Genomic DNA, 19,919 nt, shown 5'->3' with positions numbered 1-19,919 from the left:
GGGACGTACGATTCCTGCGTAGGGTCTGCCCGTAAGGGGAGACCGGACCCAGGTCGCCCAGAGGGCCACAATTACTGAAAGAAGATGAACTCCATGCAAAGACCGTTGATCGGTATTTCCGGCAGCCATATGGTGGACGACCATGGGCCTTTTGCCGGGTATCACAGATCCTATGTGAATGATGATTATATCCGTTCTGTGAACGAAGCCGGCGGGGTGGCCATCCTGGTGCCCTTTACGGAAGACGAGGAAGCAGCAAAAGAAATCATGAGCCGGGTGGATGGCCTGGTGCTCAGCGGTGGCCATGATGTGTATCCCCTGCTCTACGGGGAGGAACCCTGCCGCCAGATCGGCCCTGTGTGGCCTGCCCGGGACCGGTTCGATCTGCTGCTGCTGCAGGAAGCCGAGCGCCGGGGGATCCCGGTCATGGGCATCTGCCGGGGCTGCCAGATCATCAATGTGGGCCACGGCGGCACGTTGTACCAGGATCTGTCTCTGGATAAAAACTCCTATGTGAAGCATTCCCAGAACCAGGATCCGGCGACCCCCACCCACACCATCGAAATCCAGGCAGATAGCCGGGCTGCCCGGATCCTGGGCCGGACAGAATGGGTGACCAATACCCACCATCACCAGACGGTGCACCGGGTGGGTAAAGACCTGGTGGTCACCGCCCGGGCCAAGGATGGCACCGTGGAGATCCTGGAAGGCACTGGAAAAAAGTACCTGATGGGATATCAGTTCCATCCGGAGATGATGTCCATCAACAATGAACTGGCCAAAGCCATTTTTAAAGATTTCATCGCAGCCACTGCTGTAGAAAGGGACTAGCACATGACGGAGAAAAAAGAGAAATTCGGCCTGTTCAGCATCGTCCTGCTGGGCATCAATTCCATCATCGGTACGGGTATCTTCCTGCTGCCCAACCGGGCCTACGCCCTCATGGGGCCGGCCTCTCTGGGTATTTTGCTGTTCGACGCCTGCCTGGCCGGGGCCCTGGCCCTGTGTTTCGCCGAAGCCGCCGGGTTCTTCACCCGGAACGGGGGACCGTACCTGTACGCCAAAGCGGCTTTCGGGGATTTCTGGGGGTATGAAGTGGGCGTGCTGAAGCTGGTGGTGACCATCATCGCCTGGGCTGCCATGGCGGTGGGCTTCGCCACGGCTCTGGGAGCCGCCTTCCCGGCCTTGGCCGGGGACTTTGCCAAGGATGTGATTGCCACGATCCTGATCGGCGGCCTCAGTGCGCTGAACATCGCCGGGGTCAAGGCCTCCAAGTACCTGAACAATATCCTGACCGTGTCCAAACTGGTACCCCTGGTGCTGTTCATCACTGTGGGCATCTTCTTCATCAACGGCAGCAACTTTACGCCGTTCGTGCCGGCGAAACTGGAGGATGGGGCTTTTGCCAATGCGGCTATCACCATGTTCTTCGCTTTCACCGGGTTCGAAGCCATTGCCGTGGGGGCGGAAGACTTCAAGGACCCCAAGAAGAATCTGCCCCGGGGCATCATCCTGACCATGGTGCTGGTCACCGTGATTTACATGTTGGTGGTGGCCATCTCCATCGGCATCCTGGGGCCTGGACTGGCCGCGGACAAGGCCCCCATCCAGACGGCCATGGGCCGGATCCTGGGGCCGGCTGGGGCGTACATCATCCTGGCGGGAACGCTGCTTTCCATGGGCGGCATCAACATGGCTGAATCCTTCTATGCACCCCGGGCCTGCACTTCCCTGGCAGAAGACGGTATGCTGCCTGCGGCACTGGCCAGACGGACCCCCTGGGGAACGCCCTACGTGGCCAGCATCGTCATTGCCGTACTGAGCATCCTGCTGGCCTGGAGCGGCAGTTTCACCACCCTGGCCGCCATCAGCGCCGTTTCCCGGTTCACCCAGTATCTGCCCACCTGTCTGGCGGTCATCGTGTTCCGGAAGAAATGGGCGGATCGTCCTCGGACCTACAAGATCCCCGGAGGCATCGTCATTCCGGTGATCGCCCTCCTCACCAGCCTCTGGATGCTGTCCAACGCCAAAACCATGCAGCTGATCTGGGGCCTGGGCGGCTGCCTGGTGATCCTGCCCTATTACTTCGTGTATGCCAATAAGAAGAAGCGGGGTTTGATTCAGGAAAATGAAGAATCATAAAGTGGTTAGTGGATAGTGGTTACTGAATAGTGACAAGAGGATGCCAGCATAGCTGGCAATGAATAAAGGGCCCGCTGGGCGACCTGGGTCCGGGCTACGCATAAATCGTGCATTCCGCTTCAATCCGTAGGGACGGCCCATAAGGGACGTCCGTTCCCAGGTCCGGCGGTTTTGTCCATTCCATAAAATTTGCCGTAGGCAAATTTGTTCCTTCACTACCCACCTAATCACCCGTAGGCAAATTTGTTCCTTCACTACCCACCTAATCACTACCCCCTAACCCCTACCCCCTAACCCCTAACCCCTACCCCCTAACCCCTAACCACTTAACTACTCCCCCTCCCCCTATGTTTTGCTACAGAAAGGATTATCATGACCGATGCTTTGACGACCCTGCTGGCCAAGGGCCAGGCAATGACCCGCGACGACCTGCGGACCCTGCTGGGGCTGACCGATGCCCAGGACCGGAAACGGCTGTACGATGCCGCCTATGAAGTAAAGGCCCGCACCGTGGGCCGGGTGGACTACTACCGGGGCCTGCTGGAATTTTCCAACCGGTGCATCAAGAACTGCAAATACTGCGGCATCCGCCGGGACAACCAGGAAGTGGAACGGTTCGACACGGACCGGAAGGACCTTCTGGCCATGGCCCAATGGGCCTGGGAGAACCGGTATGGTTCCCTGACCCTCCAATCCGGGGAACGGCAGGATGAGGAGTTCATCGCCTATGTGGAAGGCCTGCTCCGGGACATCAAGAACCTGAGCCACGGCCAGCTGGGCATTACCCTGTGTGTGGGAGAGCAGACCGAGGAAACCTATCGGCGCTGGTTCCAGGCCGGAGCCCATCGGTACCTGCTGCGCATCGAGACCAGCAATCCGGCGCTTTATGCCACCCTCCATCCTCAGGATGGGCACCATGAATGGTCCGTGCGGAAGGCCTGCCTGGAAACCCTGCATCGGATTGGCTATCAGGTGGGTACCGGCGTGATGATCGGCCTGCCGGGCCAGACCCTGGACGACCTGGCCGGGGATATCCTGTTCTACCGGGACATGGACATCGACATGATCGGCATGGGGCCCTATGTGGTCCACCATAATACTCCTATCGGGAAGAAAGTGGTGGCTGCCGGCGGCAATACGGAAGCGGCTCAGCAGGAGCGGTTCATCCTGGGGCTGAACATGATCGCCGTGACCCGGCTGTTTTTGCCCGACCGGAACATTGCGGCCACTACGGCTCTCCAGGCCCTGAATCCCCTGGGACGGGAACTGGGGCTGAAGGCCGGGGCCAACATCCTGATGCCCATTGTGACCCTGCCCAAATTCCGGCCCGATTACCTGCTGTACGACAACAAACCCTGCGTGGAGGACAGTCCTGACCAGTGCCGGAACTGTCTGGCCGGCCGGGTGGCCAGCGTGGGAGACCGGGTGGGCTTCGGCGAATGGGGCGATTCCCCTCATTATTTCAAGGAGCATCCGGACGCAGAAAGAAGATAGAGCGTTCGCTGGGCTCACTTTGAGAGGTCAGATGTCAGACTGGCAGTGCAAGGCGAAAGGGAGTATTGCTCAACCCATGTAGGGACGGATCCGTGATCCGCCCGCTTGCAGGCCCGGTCTATAATGAAAGCGGTTGTTATAGCTGAAAACTATAACAACCGCTATTTTTTATATATTATACAAACACCAGGGAATCCCCTACAATAAGAACCATCACAAACAACCGAAACAATCTTATTGGAGGAGATACAAATGACATTGCGTGCACCGTTCCGTTTTGATATTGTTGGCAGCTTTTTACGTCCCGCCCGGTTGAAAAAGGCCCGGGAACAATTCGCCAAAGGGGAAATCGCTGCGCTGGATCTGAAGCAGGTGGAAGACGAGGAAATTGCCAAACTGATCGAAAAGCAGAAGGCTGCCGGGCTGCATACCCTCACCGACGGGGAATTCCGCCGCAGCTACTGGCACCTGGACTTTTTCTGGGGGCTCCAGGGCATCACCCACATCGAACTGGACCATGGCTACTTTTTCCACGGAGAAGAGACCACCAAAGGCACGGCCATCGTCACCGGCAGGATCAGCGGCGAAAACCATCCCTTCGTGGAACATTTCAAGTATGTGAAGCAGTTCGAGGATGAAAATACCCTGGCCCGCCAGACCCTGCCTGCACCGGCCCAGCTGCTGGCAGAATTGTACCGGGGTGACAATGGAAAGATCACCGATGCGGTGTATCCGGACCATGAACAGCTGATCCAGGATATTGCTGCCGCCTACCGCCAGGTGATCCGTGACCTGTACGATGCCGGCTGCCGGAATGTGCAGTTCGATGACTGCACCTGGGGCATGTTCTGCGATACGGAATACTGGAACAAGCGCCAGGACGGAGCCAGATCCCTGAAGGCCATCGCCGAGGAATACCTGCGGCTGAACAACCTGGCCCTGGAGGGCCATCCCAATGATCTGGCAATCAACACCCATGTCTGCCGGGGCAATTACCACTCCACCTGGGCCACCAAAGGAGGATATGGACCGGTTGCGCCCCTGTTGTTCGGCCGGGAACACGTGGACGGCTTCTATCTGGAATTCGATGATGAACGCAGCGGCGGCTTTGAACCGCTCAAGGAAGTGGCACCGGGCAAAAAAGTGGTGCTGGGGCTGGTGACCACAAAACGGGCCGCCCTGGAAGACCGGGCTGCCCTTGTGGACCGGATCCATGAGGCTGCAAAATACGTGCCCCTGGAAAATTTGTGTGTCAGTCCCCAATGCGGGTTTGCTTCCTGTGAAATCGGCAACAAGCTGACGGAGGAGGAACAGTGGGCCAAACTGGAACTGGTGAAGGAAGTGGCGGAAGAAGTGTGGGGGACTACGCTGTAAAAGTCTCCAGTCACTAGTTTCGAGTCTCTGGCTTATGGAAAGAACCTGCCCTTGACGGGCAGGTCCTTTTGATGATGCAAAATCTTAAATTTGCCAGCGTCAGCTGGCTTCCAATGACTAGTGACTGATGACTAGTGACTAGTGACAGAAAAGGGGCTGTGAAAAATCACAGCCCTTTTTCTTATCAGAAGCAAACCTTGTTCGGGTTCAAGATCAGGTTCGGATCGAAGACCTCTTTGATGCCCTGCATCAGCGCCATGGAGGTATTGCCCAGGTTCTCAGCCAGGTACTGCACCTTGCCGAAGCCGATCCCGTGTTCCCCGGAAATCTGGCCTCCCAGTTCCGTGCATTTGGCATACAGCTTGTGCATGAACTGGTCCACAGCCTGTTTGAAGACCGGCAGTTCCATATCGTTGGCACAGGTATAGATGTGCAGGTTCCCGTCGCCGGCGTGGCCGAACATCTTGACTTCGAAGGGGAAGTCTCCCTGGATTTCTTTGATGTACAGCACGAAATCGGGGATGGAGGAAACGGGGACCACCACGTCACATTCATCCAGCAGCTTGTACTGTTCTTCGATGCCTTCCAGGAAGGAGGAGCGGGCCGCCCAGGTCTTTTCCAGGAACATGGGGGTATCGGCCACCAGTACGTCCAGGGCCCCGGCTTCCAGCAGCATTTCGGCGGCTTCTTCCACTTGTTTGTCCAGCTGCTCCCGGTCGTTGGAATCCAGGGTCACCAGCAGGTAGGCGCCTACATCCTGGCCATCCACCTGTTTGGGGAATACGCTCTTGCCCATGTACTGTTCAGAGGATTCCAGGATTTCTTTTTCGAAGAATTCCAGGGTCTGGGGATTCAGGCCGGAATGTTTGATGGAGGGCACGGCACCAATGCCGTCTGCCAGTTCGGCGAAGGGCACGATCAGGGTTACATGGCATTTGGGCGGTGCGATCAGTTTCAGGGTCAGCTCGGTGATGATGCCCAGGGTGCCTTCGGAACCAATGAGCAGGTGCAGCAGGCTGTAGCCGGAAGAACTCTTGGATACGGGAGCACCCACGTGGATGATTTCCCCGCTGGGCAGTACTACGGTCATGGCCTGTACGTAATCCCGGGTGGTACCATATTTCACAGCCCGCATGCCACCGGCATTGGTGGACACGTTGCCGCCCAGGGTGGCGAATTTTTCACCCGGATCGGGAGGATAGAACATGCCATGGTTCAGAGCATCCTTGCTCAGGGTGTCCAGCAGCACGCCGGGCTGTACCCGTACGTTCATGTTCTTTTCGTCATAGCCCAGGATCTGGTTCATTTTCATGGTGCACAGCACCAGTCCCCGCTGGACGGGAGTTGCGCCGCCGGCCAGGCCGGTACCGGCACCCCGTACGGTTACAGGGATGTGGTGGGCATTGCACACCTTCATGATGGCAGATACTTCTTCCGTGCTGGTTACATCGATGGATGCCTCCGGCATGCCAATGCCATAGATGGGCATTTCATCGTGGGTATAGTCCATGTTGATATCTTCGCCAGTCAGGACCCGGCTGCCGGCGATGGCACGGAGTTCCTCCAGGACCTCCGGAGTGATTGGTTGATAGTCGACCATAATTATTCATTCCCCTTTCGTTTATAGCGCAAACGTAGATTAAGTATAACGAATTTCTTCTGGTTCGTAAAGAACTTTCTTAAAATTTCAAAAATGGTGAAAACTCAACGGGGCGTATCGGGCGACACAAAACCAAAAGTATAGTATAATGAAAGGAATCAGTGATTTTCGGAAAGGATCAGGTGGGAAACCATGGAACAACATACACGCAAACAGGTGCTTCTCAGTCTGGCCCTGGCAGGGGTCCTGTCCCTGCCGGCTCTGGCACCGGCCGAGGCAGGCACCGTCAGGGACCTGCGCCAGTTCCCCCAGCTGCAGGGGGAGAAAGCCGCGGCGGGCAAACCGTCGGCACAGACGGCCGGAAAAGGCGGCAGGACGAAGAACGAGACAAAGAAACCGGCCGGTACCCAGGCCGGCAAAGTACCGGAAGTCCCCGATGACCGGGGTGAAGGACCTGTGAAACTGGCCAAGGGGGATTCCCTGCGCAAGACCCGGCCGGTGGATTTCGTGATCCAGCACGGCCAGCTGATCAGTGAAGCCATCGGCGACATTGACGGGGACGGCGTGGATGAAGTGGTGGACCTGATGGGAAACCCGGTGGTGGACGGCTCCAGCTTCATGGGAGACATGTACCTGGTGGCCAGAGAAGTGAATGCCGCCAATCCCAGCAAGGTTAAATATTACTACCGCCCCAGGGACCTGGGAGGCTATAATGCGTACCTGACCCTGGCTGACGTTACAGGGAACGGCTGGCCCAACATCATCATTGCGGCCCCCAGCGGCGGCAGCGGGGGCATGGTATCCTACCGGATCCTGGACGTGCAGGACGGAAAGATGGAAGAAATCTTCGGGCCGGAGGAGAATAAGGGGGTGTCCATGGTGGGCACCTATCTGCCTGATTACCAGGTGAAGCTTTCCTTCCCCAACCTGACCCAGGACATCACCCTGGATGTAAGCAATGAGAAGGAAGCGTACCGGAATCTGAATGTGTACAATGGCGACGGCAGCCTGAAGGATTCGGGCCTGCGTCCCACCATCCAGAACCTGAGCCAGCTCAGCGCCCTGGACGTGAACGGGGATGGCATGGACGAAGTGGTGACATTGCAGAAGGTGGTGGGGGTGACCAACTCCGATCCCCTGGGCGTGGTACGTACGGTGTGGGATTACCGGGCTGGCGGCTGGCAGCCCCGGACGGTGGGATTCCAGGCGGAACTGTACAGCCGGCCCACCTATGTGAATACGGACAAGGTCACCGGCCAGAGCGGCTATGAAATCGTTTCTTTGAAAGTTGCCACCGAAGACGGGGCTGTGGAATATCCTCATTTCCAGAAATTGGACGGGAAACTGGCCTGGAAGCTGAACCATGGCATCGAAGCCTTTGTCCGGAACCATCTGAAGGATCTGGGAATCGGCAGCCGGCTGAATCTGGATTATGATGTGAAGTACAGCGGCCAGAATTATGCCAGCATCATGCTGCTGGGCCTTTTGACCGAACGGGACAGGAGCACGGCCATTACCCGGTGCTTCAACTTCAATGTGAAGACCGGGGAGGAAGTCCCTCTGAAGGCCATGGTCAAACCCTGGGGCAAGTTCTGGAAGATGGTGGCCAAAGAGACGGCGGAGGCTGGTCAGACACTTACCCCGAAGGATGTGACGGGCTACTACTTCGATGGTGATGCCCTGGGCCTGCTCTATGGGGACCAGAAGGAGTTCGACCTGGAGGCGGAACAGGTGCTTCCGTATTTGAAGAAAAACCTTCCCGGTGAGGTTTTTGTGACTAGCCAGTCAAACGACGGAAACAATAGCAAGAACACGAAAACAGGTGAAACAAAAACAAAAACAGCAAATTAAAGCGTTTGAAACTGAAAACTCCATAGGCTATAATATACAAGGTTATTTATAACTTTTTCATGATTGCAGTATATGCCCTGGAGGGCAGGATTTTAGGAGGATTGTCCATGTTAGGAAAGAAAAAAGTGATATCCATCGGGATGGCACTCCTTCTGCTGGTAGGCGTTGCCGGTTGCGGCAAGAAAACCGCTACCATGTCAGGAGATGTGGCCGTAAAGTCCATGAAGGTCATCCGGCGTGATACCCCCATTACCTACGACTACACCGGGTTCGTGGAAGCGGCCAACGATGTGGAAATCAAGAGCAAGGTAACCGGGACCATTGTCCAGAAGCTGGTGAACGGCGGGGACTATGTGGAAGCAGGACAGGTGCTGTACGTCATCGATCCCAGGAACTACCAGAACTCTGTGCTGAATGCGCAGGCCAATCTGGCCAATGCAGAAGCAACCCTGGCCAATGCCCAGAAAGATGCCCAGCGGTATCAGACCCTGTATGAACAGGGAGCCGTGAGCAAACAGACGGCGGATCAGTACAACACCCAGCTGGCCCAGGCCCAGGCTGCTGTGGATGCCCAGCAGGCCATTGTGGCGTCCTCCCAGGTGGATGTAAGCGATACCCAGATCGTGGCGCCTTTCTCCGGGAAAGTGAGTACCACCACGCTGGCCAATGGCGCTTTCGTAACGGCCAACTCCACGGTCCTGACCTCCATTTCCGGCAGCGATCCCATGCGGGTACGGTTCTCCGTATCCCAGGGTGATTACCTGGATATCATGAAGGGCAATACCAACAACGGGAACCAGCTGCAGAACGTAACCATGAAGCTCAGTGACGGGACTACCTATCCGGAAAAAGGGACTGTCAGCCAGGTGGACCGGAGCGTCAGCGATTCCACCGGTACCCTGACCCTGAAGGCCGAGTTCCCCAACCCCAACGGTACGCTGCTGCCCGGCATGTTCGCCAACCTGACCGTGACCGGTTCCCTGGTGCCCAATGCCATCCTGGTCCCGCAGCGGGCGGTCACCGACGTGATGTATAAACACTTTGTCTATGTGATCAACGACGACAATACCGTCAGCATGAAGGAAGTCCAGCTGGGGGCCCGGATCGGGAAACTGTGGCTGGTGAAGAGCGGCCTGGACGGCACGGAAACCGTAGTGGTGGAAGGCGTACAGAAGCTGAAGGAAGGGGCGAAAGTCAGTCCCACGGCCATGACGGAAGCCGATCTGGATACCACGGATACAACAAGCACGGGTACCAGTGGTAACTAAGGAGGTACAGTAAGTGGCAAAGTATTTTATTGATCACCCTGTATTTGCCTGCGTCCTCTCCATTATCATCGCCCTGATCGGTATCATTTCGGCCTACAACCTGCCCATTGCCCAGTATCCGCAGATTTCCAACCCGCGGATCAGCGTCAGCACCAACTATGTAGGTGCCAACGCGGAGGTCGTGGAACAGTCCGTAGCCCAGGCCATTGAAAAACAGGTCAACGGCGTGGATAACATGGTGGATATGAACTCCATCAGCGACAACAGCGGCAACTACAGCCTGAATGTAAAATTCGAATTGGGCACGGATCCGGATATGGACTCCGTAAAGGTGCAGAACCGTGTGGCCCAGGCTTCTGCCTCCCTGCCCAGCGAAGTAAGTACCTATGGTGTGACCACCAAGAAGCAGTCCGCCGAAACCATCATGTATTTCGCCCTGACTTCTCCCAACGGTACCTATGATACCCTGTTCATGAAGACCTACGGTTCCACCCAGTTCGTGGATGCCCTGAAACGGGTCAAGGGTGTTTCTGAAGTCAACGAATATGGTCCGGAACTGGCCATGCGGATCTGGCTGGACCCCATGAAAATGGCTTCTTTGGGGGTTACAGCGGCTGACGTGAAGAATGCCATCCAAAGCCAGAACGTACAGGCTCCTGCCGGTAACATCGGGTCCCGGCCCAACGAGGCGGATCAGGAATTCCAGTATTCCGCCCGTGTGAAGGGCCGTCTGACCACTGCCGATGAATTCGGCAACATCATCATCAAGAACCAGAACGGCAATCTGCTGCGGGTCAAGGATGTGGCGCGGATCGAGTTCGGTCCCCGCGATGACAACGTGACCAGTAAGCTGGACGGCATGAACGCCATGAACTACGCCATCAGCCTGAACACTGATGCCAACGCACTGGAAAGTGTGACGGCCGTGAGAAAGGTGCTGGCCGAAGCGGAAAAGAACTTCCCGCCGGATCTGAAGCTGACCATTGTACAGGACAACACCGACTATGTGCGTGAGTCCCTGAAGGAAGTGGTGGTGACCCTGGTGGAAACCCTGGTCCTGGTGGTATTGATCACCTGGGTGTTCCTGCAAAGCTGGCGGGCCACCCTGGTCCCTACCCTGGCCATTCCGGTCTCTTTGCTGGGGACGTTCGCATCCTTCATCATTTTTGATTTCACCATCAATACATTGACCCTGTTCGCCCTGGTGCTGGCCATCGGTATCGTGGTGGACGACGCCATCGTCGTGGTGGAAGCGGTGGAACACAATGTGGATGAACTGGGCATGGATCCCAAGGAAGCCACCTATACCGCCATGCGGGAAGTATCCGGGGCCATTGTGGCCACAGCCTTCGTACTGCTGGCTGTGTTCCTGCCCGTTGCTTTCCTGAGCGGCATCACCGGTGTGCTGTACAAACAGTTTGCCCTGAGTATCGTGGTGTCTCTGAGTATTTCTGCTGTGGTGGCCATGTCCCTGAGTCCGGCTGTGTGCGCCATGGTGATCAAACCCAAGGATCCCAATGGAAACAAAGGCTTCCTGGGCAAGATGTTCGGCTACTTCAACCGGTGGCTGGAACGGACCACAGGCAAATACGTCAAGAATGTGAAGCGCCTGCTTCGCCACTTTAAACTGGGGCTGGTGGGGCTTGCCATTGTGTTCGTGCTGATCGGCATGTTCTTCAAGCTGATTCCCTCCGCCTATCTGCCGGAAGAAGACCAGAGCTTTGCCATGATGACCTATGCCCTGCCCGAATCCGCTTCCTCCAACCGGACCATCAAAGTGGGCAATGATTTGACCAAGATTGTCCAACAGATCCCTGGAGTGAAACATGTGCTGCAGATCTCCGGTATCGATATCCTGTCCGGTGCCCGGAAATCCAGTGCCGGGATCATGCCTGTCAAACTGGACGACATCCAGAACCGGACCACCGATGATGTGAGTGTTTACAGTGTCATCAAGAAACTGAACATGCTGGGAGCCAAGACGCCGGAAGCCACCATGATGGCCTTTAACCAGGCCGTACTGCCCGGTCTGTCCAACACCGGGAGCCTGAGCCTGTACATTATGGATAATACGGGTCATGACACCGATGTAATGGCCAGCGATGTGCAGAAGGTCCTGGGGCAGATTCGCCAGCGTCCGGAAATCGCAACCATCTATACCACCTTTACGGATCAGACCCCTGCCCTCCAGTTCGATGTGGACCGGGCCAAGGCAGAAAGCCTGAATGTTCCCGTATCCAGTGTGTTTACTGCACTGCAGGCCAACCTGGGCGGCAGCGAAGTCAACGACTTCAACCTGCTGGGCAAGACCTGGAAAGTGGTTATCCAGGCTGACCCCAAATACAGAGGAGATGTGAAGAGTTTTGCCAATCTGTATGTGGCCAGCAACACCGGGGCTATGGTACCTCTGAGTGCGCTGGTTACCAGCAGAGAAATCCAGTCCGCACCGGTCATTACCCGGTTCAACGGGGCCCGGGGTGCCAAGATTGCAGGGGCACCGGCTGCCGGGGTATCTACCGGCCAGGCCATCACTGCCATTGAAGAAGTGCTGAACAGCAACCTGCCTTCCGGTTACACCTATGAATGGGTGGATCAGAGCCGGGACGAAAAAGCGGCCGGCAGTTCCTCCTTCATGATGTTCGGGATTTCCCTGGTGTTCGTTTACCTGTGCCTGTCTGCTCTGTATGAAAGCTGGAGCCTGCCGCTGGGCATCATCTTCGCCGTGCCTTCTGCCGTTATGGGGGCCGTTGGTTTCCAGTACCTGCGGGGACTTACCAGTGATATCTACATGCAGATCGGGATGATCGTGCTGATCGGTCTGTCGGCCAAGAACGCCATCCTGATCGTGGAATACGCCAAGATGAGAGTGGACGACGGCTGGGCCGTCATGCCCGCTCTGGTGGATACGGTTACCGTCCGTCTGCGGCCCATCCTGATGACCGCCTTTTCCACGGTTATCGGGGCTGTGCCTCTGGCCTGGGCGTCCGGTGCCGGTTCCGGTTCCCGTACCTCCATTGGTACGGCCATTATCGGCGGGATGATGGCTTCCACTTTCCTGAGCCTGTTCCTGGTTCCGGTCCTGTTCCTGACCATTGAAAAAGTCTTTCATCCCAAGACCCCCATCGGATCTGTGGACGATCCCATTCCGGAAGAAAAGAAATAACCTTTGCTTCCAAGGACTGCCGTATATTTTGCGGCAGTCCTTTCTTTTTCGTTCAGAAAAACTTTGCTTTTTTTCATTGAAACAGATATAATAGATTTTATTCTTGTTTATGTAAGGTGAAGGACACGTGAAACAAACAAATGGTACGAAAAAACTACTCTCCCAGGTGTGGCAGCTGACCCGCAGCTACTGGAAGAGCGAAGAAAAGAAAAAAGCCTACGCCTTACTGCTGGCCATCCTGGCGCTGACGCTGGCGGTGGTGGTGATGCTGGTCCTGCTGAACCAGTGGAACAACGCGTTCTACACGGCCCTGCAGAATTACCAGACGGACGAAATCTTCCATCAGCTGTGGCGGTTCACTGCCCTGGCGTTCCTGTATATCATCTTTGCGGTCTATGCCTATTACCTGCAGCAGGTGCTGATCCTGAACTGGCGGCGGTGGCTCACCAACCGGTACATCGACCGGTGGCTGAAGCACCAGACCTATTACCGGCTGGAAATGTTCGGGAAGGAAATGGACAACCCGGACCAGCGGATCAGTGAAGACGTGAACCTGTTCGTCACGAAGACGCTGGGTTTCTTTGTAGGCATCCTGAAGGCCCTGTGCACCCTGGTCTCCTTCGTGGTGATCCTGTGGCAGCTGTCAGGTCCCTTCCGCTTCAGCCTGCTGGGCCATACCTGGCACATCGGCGGATACATGGTGTGGGTGGCCGTGGCCTATGCCACCGTGGGCACCTGGCTGACCCATAAAGTGGGACACAAACTGGTGGCTTTGAATTTCTTCCAGCAGCGCCGGGAGGCCGACTTCCGGTTCAGCATGGTGCGCCTGCGGGAAAACGCCGAAAGTGTGGCATTCTACCAGGGGGAAAAGCAGGAAGGCCGGGTGTTCAAGAATCGGTTTGCGCTCCTTTTGGAGAACTTCTGGAAAATCGTCCTGAAGCAGAAACAGCTGGTATGGCTGAATTCCGGATACTCCCAGATTGCCATCATCTTTCCGTTCGTGGTGGCCATTCCCCGGTTCCTGCGCCGGGAACTGACTCTGGGTGGCCTGATGCAGGTGGCCACGGCTTTTGGCAGGGTGCAGGATTCCCTGTCCTACTTTGTGGATATGTACGCCTCTCTGGCAGAATGGCAGGCGGTGGTAGACCGGCTCACGGGATTTGAGGAAGACATGGACCGGGTGCAGCAGGCCGGTGCCCGCAGCCAGGTGGACCGGGAGGAAAGCACCGATGGGGCTCTGCATCTGGAGAGCCTGGAAGTGGATCTCCAGATGGCAGTCCCATCCTGGAGCCGTTCACGGTGACCCTGGAACCGGGGCAGGATGTGCTGATCAAGGGGGTCAGCGGCAGCGGCAAGAGTACGCTGCTCCGGGCCCTGGCGGGTATCTGGCCCTTTACCCGGGGCAGGGTGGCCCTGCCGCCCCACGACCAGCTGCTGTTCGTGCCCCAGCGGCCCTATCTGCCCCTGGGCACCCTGCGGGAGGCAGTACTGTATCCCGGCAAGCGGGACGTGGGGGACGACGAACTGAAGAGCGTCCTGCAGCAGTGCCGGATCGGGTATCTGGCCGGCCGGCTGGACGAAGAGGAAGACTGGGGCCATGTGCTCTCCATCGGGGAGCAGCAGCGCCTGGCCTTTGCCCGGGCGGTACTGACCCGGCCCCAATGGCTGTTTTTGGATGAGGCCACCTCCGCCCTGGACGAAGAAACAGAAGATGCGCTGTATCGGCTGCTGGGGGACCAACTGCAGTCCACCACCCTGGTCAGCGTGGGACACAGAAGTACGCTGCTCCGTTATCATCAACGGGTGCTGGCTTTAGATAAATCGAAACATACGGCTTCTTTACACAAGATGGAGGAGTTTTTGTGAGCGCCTGCGGGCTCAAGAAAAAGGGGGAAGAACATGAACATCGAAACATTGAATGCCATTGACAGCTTTGTCTGGGGGCCGCCGCTCCTGGTACTGCTGGTGGGGACCGGGATCTTTCTCAGCTTCCGGCTGGGATTTTTACAGGTGCGGCACCTGCCCCGCTCTCTGAAGCTGATCTTCAAGGCAGAGAACAAGGGGGAAGGGGATATCGACTCCTTCAAGGCCCTGTGTACGGCACTGGCCGCCACGGTAGGCACCGGGAACATCGTCGGGGTGGCGACCGCCATCAAAGCAGGCGGTCCGGGGGCCATCCTGTGGATGTGGCTGGCTGCTTTCTTCGGCATGGCCACGAAATATGCGGAAGGTTGCCTGGCCGTGAAATTCCGTACGGTGGACGATAAGGGCCAGATTTCCGGTGGGCCCATGTACTACATCGAAAACGGGTTGGGTAAAGCCTATCGGCCTCTGGCCATCGCCTTCGCCTTCTTCGGCGTACTGGTGGCCTACTTCGGCATCGGGACGTTCGCCCAGGTGAACTCCATCGTGCAGATCACCCAGCTGAACGCCGGCATCCCGGTGGAATACACTGCCATCGTCCTGACCATCCTGGTGGCTGCCATTACCCTGGGAGGACTGCAGAGCATTGCCAAGACGGCTTCCAAGGTCGTACCGGCCATGGCCATCATCTACATGGCCAGTACCCTGGGCTTTCTGGTGATTTTCGCCGACAAGGTGCCCGGCGCCATCATGGAAATCTTCTATGATGCGTTCCATCCCACCGCTGCCGTAGGCGGGTTCCTGGGGGCCAGTGTGCTGTTCGCCATGCGGAACGGCGTGGCCCGGGGCGTATTCTCCAACGAATCCGGCCTGGGGAGCGCACCCATCGTGGCCGCTGCTGCCAAAACGAAATGGCCGGCAGAACAGGGGCTGGTATCCATGACCGGGACGTTCATCGATACCATCATCATCTGCACCATGACCGGTCTGGTGGTGGTGATCAGCGGCCTGTGGAAGGGAGACCTGAACGGGGCTGCCCTGACCAACGCTGCCTTCCTGCAGGCCTATCCCCATTTCGGGGGCTACATGCTGATGGTGGGCCTGGTGCTGTTCGCTTTCACCACCATCCTGGGCTGGAACTACTACGGCGAACGGTGCATGGAATACCTGGTGGGTACGAAAGGAATCATGCCCTACCGGATCATCTTCATCATCCTGGTGGGCTGCGGTGCGTTCCTGAAACTGGAAGCCATCTGGGTACTGGCCGATATCGTGAACGGCCTCATGGCCATCCCCAACCTGATTGCCCTGCTGGGGCTTTCCGGTGTAGTGGTGGCCGAAACGAAGAAATATCTGCAGCATGAGAAGGAGGAAGAAGCGGAAGAACGCAGCCACTGATCGGTGCAGCCAGCTGAAGGGAACCGGCACGGTCGGTCAGTCAGAAAGGCAACAGGCATATGGGGGTGTGAAAGAATCATCTACAGCGCCTTTATTTCGCCAGCGTCAGCTGGCTTCCATCGGCTAGTGACTAGTGACTAGTGACGGGGTGTGAAAAAGCATTTTTTCACACCCCCATTTTTTCTTGTAGGTCCCCAAAGTGCTTTCCGGTCTGGAACGGGGTGAAAAAACCAGCAAGAAAAATCATGAAAGTTTTACTCTCTGCAAATTGTCATTGATTGGGGAAAATAGTATAATGTATGAGCGAAAGTAACAGTACTGAGTGTTGAAAGGAGTAATATCATGAAAGCACGTGCCGTTGTCAACGATATATATGAAGTAGGGATCCGTGACTGGACCATGCGGGACTTCCACGGCTTTGCCACCCCCCGGGGTGTGACCTACAACTCTTTCCTGATCATGGATGACAAGATCTGCCTGATCGATGGGGTCAAGGCCATGTTCGCCGAGGAACAGCTGGCCAATATCCGCACCATTGTGGACCCGGCTAAAATCGACTATGTGGTGGTGAACCACGTGGAACCGGACCATTCCGGCAGCCTGCCTGCGCTGGCCAAAGCCTGCCCCAAGGCCACGTTCCTGATCACCCTGCAGGGGGCCAACGAACTGAAGGAACATTACGGGGACATCTTCAATATGAAGGTTGTAAAGAAGGGCGATACGGTGAGCCTGGGGAAACGGACCCTGGCCTTCCAGCCCATCCCCATGCTGCACTGGCCTGATTCCATGGTCACCTACTGTCCGGAAGAACAGATCCTGTTCTCCAGTGATGCGTTTGGCCAGCACTACTGCTGCAGCAAGATGTTCGACGATGAAACCGAAGTGGAGAATATGTTCTTCGAAGCCCAGCGGTATTTCGCCAACATCCTGATGCCCTACCGCAAACTGGTGCCCAATACAGTGAAACTGGTGCGCACCCTGCCGCTGAAGATGATCTGTTCCTGTCATGGGGATATCTGGCGCAGCCACATCGACGATATCCTGCAACTGTATGAAGACTGGGGCACCGGCAAGACCATGGACCGGGTCCTGGTGGTGTTCGACACCATGTGGGGCGGCACGGAAGCCATGGCCCGGGCCATGGTGAAAGGCATCGAAAAACAGGGTATGCGGGTAAAACTGTACCGGTACCACAGTGAACTGAAGGCTTCCATCGTCAGCGACCTGCTGACCGCCAAAGGGATCCTGATCGGTTCCCCTACCCAGAACTCCGGGATGATGCCCACCATCGGCGCTTTCCTGACCTACCTGAAAGGGCTGAAACCCACTGGCAAGAAAGCTGCAGCCTTCGGAACCTACGGCTGGGCCGGCGGTGCGGAAAAGGATATGGAAGCTCTGATCAAGGAATCCGGCATGGAACTGCTGCCGGGTTACAATGTGAAGTGGCGTCCGCTGCCGAAAGAACTGGAAGCTGCGGAACAATACGGCTATGACTTTGCGGAAAAGGTCAGCAAGGGAGAATGAAGGATATAGACCGTTCCTGCGGGGATGGCAAGGAGTGGGAAGGGGGTTGCTGCAGACCGCGGCAACCCTTCCCTTATATCAGGAGGAATTATGCAAGATGTGATCGTGGGACGGAATGCGGTGCGGGAGGCCCTGCGCAGCAACCGGTCCTTCAATAAGGTACTGGTCCAGGAAGGCAGCCATGGCGGCAGCCTGGGTGAAATCATCAGCCTGGCAGAAGCACGGAAGATCCCGGTGGAAAAGGTGACAAAGGAAGTGCTGGACCGTCTGGCAGACGGGGTGCGCCACCAGGGCGTGGCAGCCCAGGGAGCACCGGTGGCCTTCCAGGATCTGGATACGGTGCTGGCCCAGGTGCAGAGCCGGAATGAGACGCCGCTCCTGCTGCTGCTGGATGAACTGCAGGATCCGCAGAACGTGGGGGCCCTGATCCGGACCGCCAACGCGGCAGGGGTCCATGGCGTCCTTCTGCCCCAGCGGCGCAGCTGCCCTCTGAATGCGGTGGTGGCCAAGATCTCTGCCGGGGCCGTGGAGTACGTGCCGGTGATCCAGATCGGGAACATTCCCCAGACCATGAAGAAGCTGAAGGAAAAGGGCTTCTGGATCGTGGGAGCGGATATGGACGGCAGGGACCAGTACTTCGATGCCAATCTGACCGGTCCCCTGGTATTGGTGGTGGGCGCCGAGGGCAAGGGCCTGGGGCGGCTGGTGAAGGAGAACTGCGACTTCATCGTGCGCATCCCCATGCTGGGCCAGGTATCCAGCCTGAATGCCTCCGTGGCCGGCGGAATCCTGCTATATGATATCGTCCGCCAGCGGATCCTGGCGGAGAGAAAAAAGAAATAAGGGTCAGCGTCCAATGATATGCGAAGCAGCACAGCGAACCCAAAAGAAGGTGACTGCCATTGCAGGAGGAAATCCGTAAATTTTATGATACCTGTTCCGACGAGGAACTGATCCAGCTGATCCAGGACCGGGACGATCGCCAGGCCCAGGATTATCTGCTGGACAAATACAAGGAATTCGTGAAACTCCGGGCCTGCCGCTATTTTCTGGTGGGGGCCGAAAAGGATGATATGATCCAGGAGGGGATGATCGGTCTGTTCAAGGCCATCCGGGATTACCGCCCGGGTAAGCAGGCTTCCTTCAAGGTCTTTGCCGACGTGTGTGTGAACCGGCAGATCATCTCCGCCATCAAAAGTGCCACCCGGCAGAAGCATAAGCCCCTGAACAGCTACGTGTCCCTGGACAAACCGGTGTACGACGACGGCAAGGAACGGACACTGCTGGACATGCTGGGCTCCGCCCGGGGTATCGATCCGGAAAACCTGGTCATCGACCAGGAGTCTTTCGATGATATTGAAAAGAATGTGAATGATATGCTCAGTACCCTGGAATGGCAGGCCCTGTGCAAATATCTGGAAAATAAATCCTACCAGCAGATTGCCCGGGAGCTGGGCCGGGGACAGAAGTCCATTGACAACGCCCTTCAGCGGGTCAAGAAGAAACTGGAGAAATTCCTGGCCAGCCGCCACCATGAACTGGATCTGTCCACCCTGAATAAGGGGCTCCTGATCATGGCGGCGAAGGAACATCTTTTGCAGTCTGAGGAAAAGAATGATAGAATTGAAACAGTCTGAGATATGATTTCTTTTCGCCAAAGAAAAAACAGCTTGTTTGCAGGAAATTCCTTTCCATCCGGCGAATAAGTCACTATCGATGGCGGAATCAATCGTATGCGGAAAAAACCAAGGGAGGACGATACACATGAGTCAAATGGAAGAATTCCTGAACCAGGTGGAAGCTGTGAAGGCCAAAGCCGAGAAAGTCCTGATCGTAACCGGAAAACCCGGCAGCGGCAAGAGCAAACTGCTGCGGGAAGCCGCCGAAAGCAAAGGCTGGGATTATGTGGATACCCGTCTGCTGATCACCGAAGAATTCCTGAAGCTGCTGCCTGGCGAACGGAAGGCGCAGGCACCGGAAATGCTGACCCGGGAACTGAGCGACCACCGGGGGGATGTAATCCTGCTGGATCGGGTACAGACCCTGTTCGTACCGGTATTCCACATCGATCCCAAGAGTGTGATCGATGCCCTGGGCAAAGCTTACACGGTGGTCCTGGCCTGGCCGGGCTATGTGAGCGACGGGCTGCTGTGCTACGATAAATTCGATGGCACGGAATCCATCCGTATCTCCGCAGCGGATTATACGATTTTTGAAGTGGAATAACAGAAAGCAGAGAAGG

13 protein-coding genes and 1 pseudogene are annotated in these 19,919 nt (G+C 56.7%); 13 read left to right on the top strand and 1 reads right to left on the bottom strand.

The window, feature by feature from the left end:
* Window positions 1-93: 93 nt before the first annotated feature.
* From BQ5462_RS00840 to BQ5462_RS00825, 4 genes are all read left to right on the top strand, one after another.
* Complete coding sequence (locus tag BQ5462_RS00840; RefSeq protein ID WP_071141559.1) at window positions 94-831, top strand: gamma-glutamyl-gamma-aminobutyrate hydrolase family protein; 738 nt, start codon at window positions 94-96, stop codon at window positions 829-831.
* Between the two features lie 3 nt (window positions 832-834).
* The gene (locus BQ5462_RS00835; protein WP_071141558.1) at window positions 835-2,142 is read left to right on the top strand and encodes an APC family permease; all 1,308 of its coding nucleotides are present in this window, start codon (window positions 835-837) and stop codon (window positions 2,140-2,142) included.
* Window positions 2,143-2,514: 372 nt separating this feature from the next.
* On the top strand, window positions 2,515-3,636 hold the full coding sequence (hydE, locus tag BQ5462_RS00830; protein WP_071141557.1) for a [FeFe] hydrogenase H-cluster radical SAM maturase HydE: 1,122 nt from the start codon (window positions 2,515-2,517) through the stop codon (window positions 3,634-3,636).
* Between the two features lie 252 nt (window positions 3,637-3,888).
* Window positions 3,889-5,010, top strand: a complete 1,122-nt coding sequence (locus tag BQ5462_RS00825; protein ID WP_071141556.1) for a 5-methyltetrahydropteroyltriglutamate--homocysteine S-methyltransferase — start codon at window positions 3,889-3,891, stop codon at window positions 5,008-5,010.
* Between the two features lie 184 nt (window positions 5,011-5,194).
* Here BQ5462_RS00825 and BQ5462_RS00820 read toward each other — a convergent pair whose 3' ends face one another.
* A complete protein-coding gene (locus BQ5462_RS00820) occupies window positions 5,195-6,610 on the bottom strand; it encodes an FAD-binding oxidoreductase (protein WP_071141555.1) in 1,416 nt (471 codons plus the stop codon).
* 192 nt (window positions 6,611-6,802) lie between these two features.
* On the opposite strand from BQ5462_RS00820, the gene BQ5462_RS00815 reads away from it, so the two are divergent.
* From BQ5462_RS00815 to brxF, 9 genes and pseudogenes are all read left to right on the top strand, one after another.
* The gene (locus BQ5462_RS00815) at window positions 6,803-8,461 is read left to right on the top strand and encodes a hypothetical protein (RefSeq protein WP_071141554.1); all 1,659 of its coding nucleotides are present in this window, start codon (window positions 6,803-6,805) and stop codon (window positions 8,459-8,461) included.
* A gap of 107 nt (window positions 8,462-8,568) precedes the next feature.
* Window positions 8,569-9,729, top strand: coding sequence for an efflux RND transporter periplasmic adaptor subunit (locus BQ5462_RS00810; RefSeq protein WP_071141553.1), 1,161 nt, complete (start codon window positions 8,569-8,571; stop codon window positions 9,727-9,729).
* Window positions 9,730-9,742: 13 nt separating this feature from the next.
* Window positions 9,743-12,892 carry an efflux RND transporter permease subunit gene (locus tag BQ5462_RS00805; protein WP_071141552.1) on the top strand — a complete coding sequence of 1,050 codons (3,150 nt, stop codon included), beginning with the start codon at window positions 9,743-9,745 and terminating at the stop codon, window positions 12,890-12,892.
* A 127-nt stretch (window positions 12,893-13,019) separates the two neighbouring features.
* A pseudogene (locus BQ5462_RS00800) lies at window positions 13,020-14,758 on the top strand (ABC transporter ATP-binding protein/permease).
* 33 nt (window positions 14,759-14,791) lie between these two features.
* Complete coding sequence (locus BQ5462_RS00795; protein WP_071141551.1) at window positions 14,792-16,153, top strand: alanine/glycine:cation symporter family protein; 1,362 nt, start codon at window positions 14,792-14,794, stop codon at window positions 16,151-16,153.
* A 342-nt stretch (window positions 16,154-16,495) separates the two neighbouring features.
* Window positions 16,496-17,677: an FprA family A-type flavoprotein gene (locus BQ5462_RS00790; protein WP_071141550.1), complete on the top strand. Its 1,182-nt coding sequence runs from the start codon at window positions 16,496-16,498 to the stop codon at window positions 17,675-17,677.
* A 90-nt stretch (window positions 17,678-17,767) separates the two neighbouring features.
* Complete coding sequence (rlmB, locus tag BQ5462_RS00785; protein ID WP_071141549.1) at window positions 17,768-18,520, top strand: 23S rRNA (guanosine(2251)-2'-O)-methyltransferase RlmB; 753 nt, start codon at window positions 17,768-17,770, stop codon at window positions 18,518-18,520.
* Window positions 18,521-18,579: 59 nt separating this feature from the next.
* Window positions 18,580-19,314, top strand: a complete 735-nt coding sequence (sigH, locus tag BQ5462_RS00780) for an RNA polymerase sporulation sigma factor SigH (protein ID WP_083378019.1) — start codon at window positions 18,580-18,582, stop codon at window positions 19,312-19,314.
* 127 nt (window positions 19,315-19,441) lie between these two features.
* Complete coding sequence (gene brxF, locus BQ5462_RS00775) at window positions 19,442-19,903, top strand: BREX-3 system P-loop-containing protein BrxF (protein WP_071141548.1); 462 nt, start codon at window positions 19,442-19,444, stop codon at window positions 19,901-19,903.
* Window positions 19,904-19,919: the final 16 nt, after the last annotated feature.

The sequence above is a fragment of the Acidaminococcus timonensis genome (assembly GCF_900106585.1).
Classification (GTDB): domain Bacteria; phylum Bacillota; class Negativicutes; order Acidaminococcales; family Acidaminococcaceae; genus Acidaminococcus; species Acidaminococcus timonensis.
Note: the sequence above shows the minus strand (reverse complement) of the source record. Positions and strands in the feature narration are given on the sequence as shown.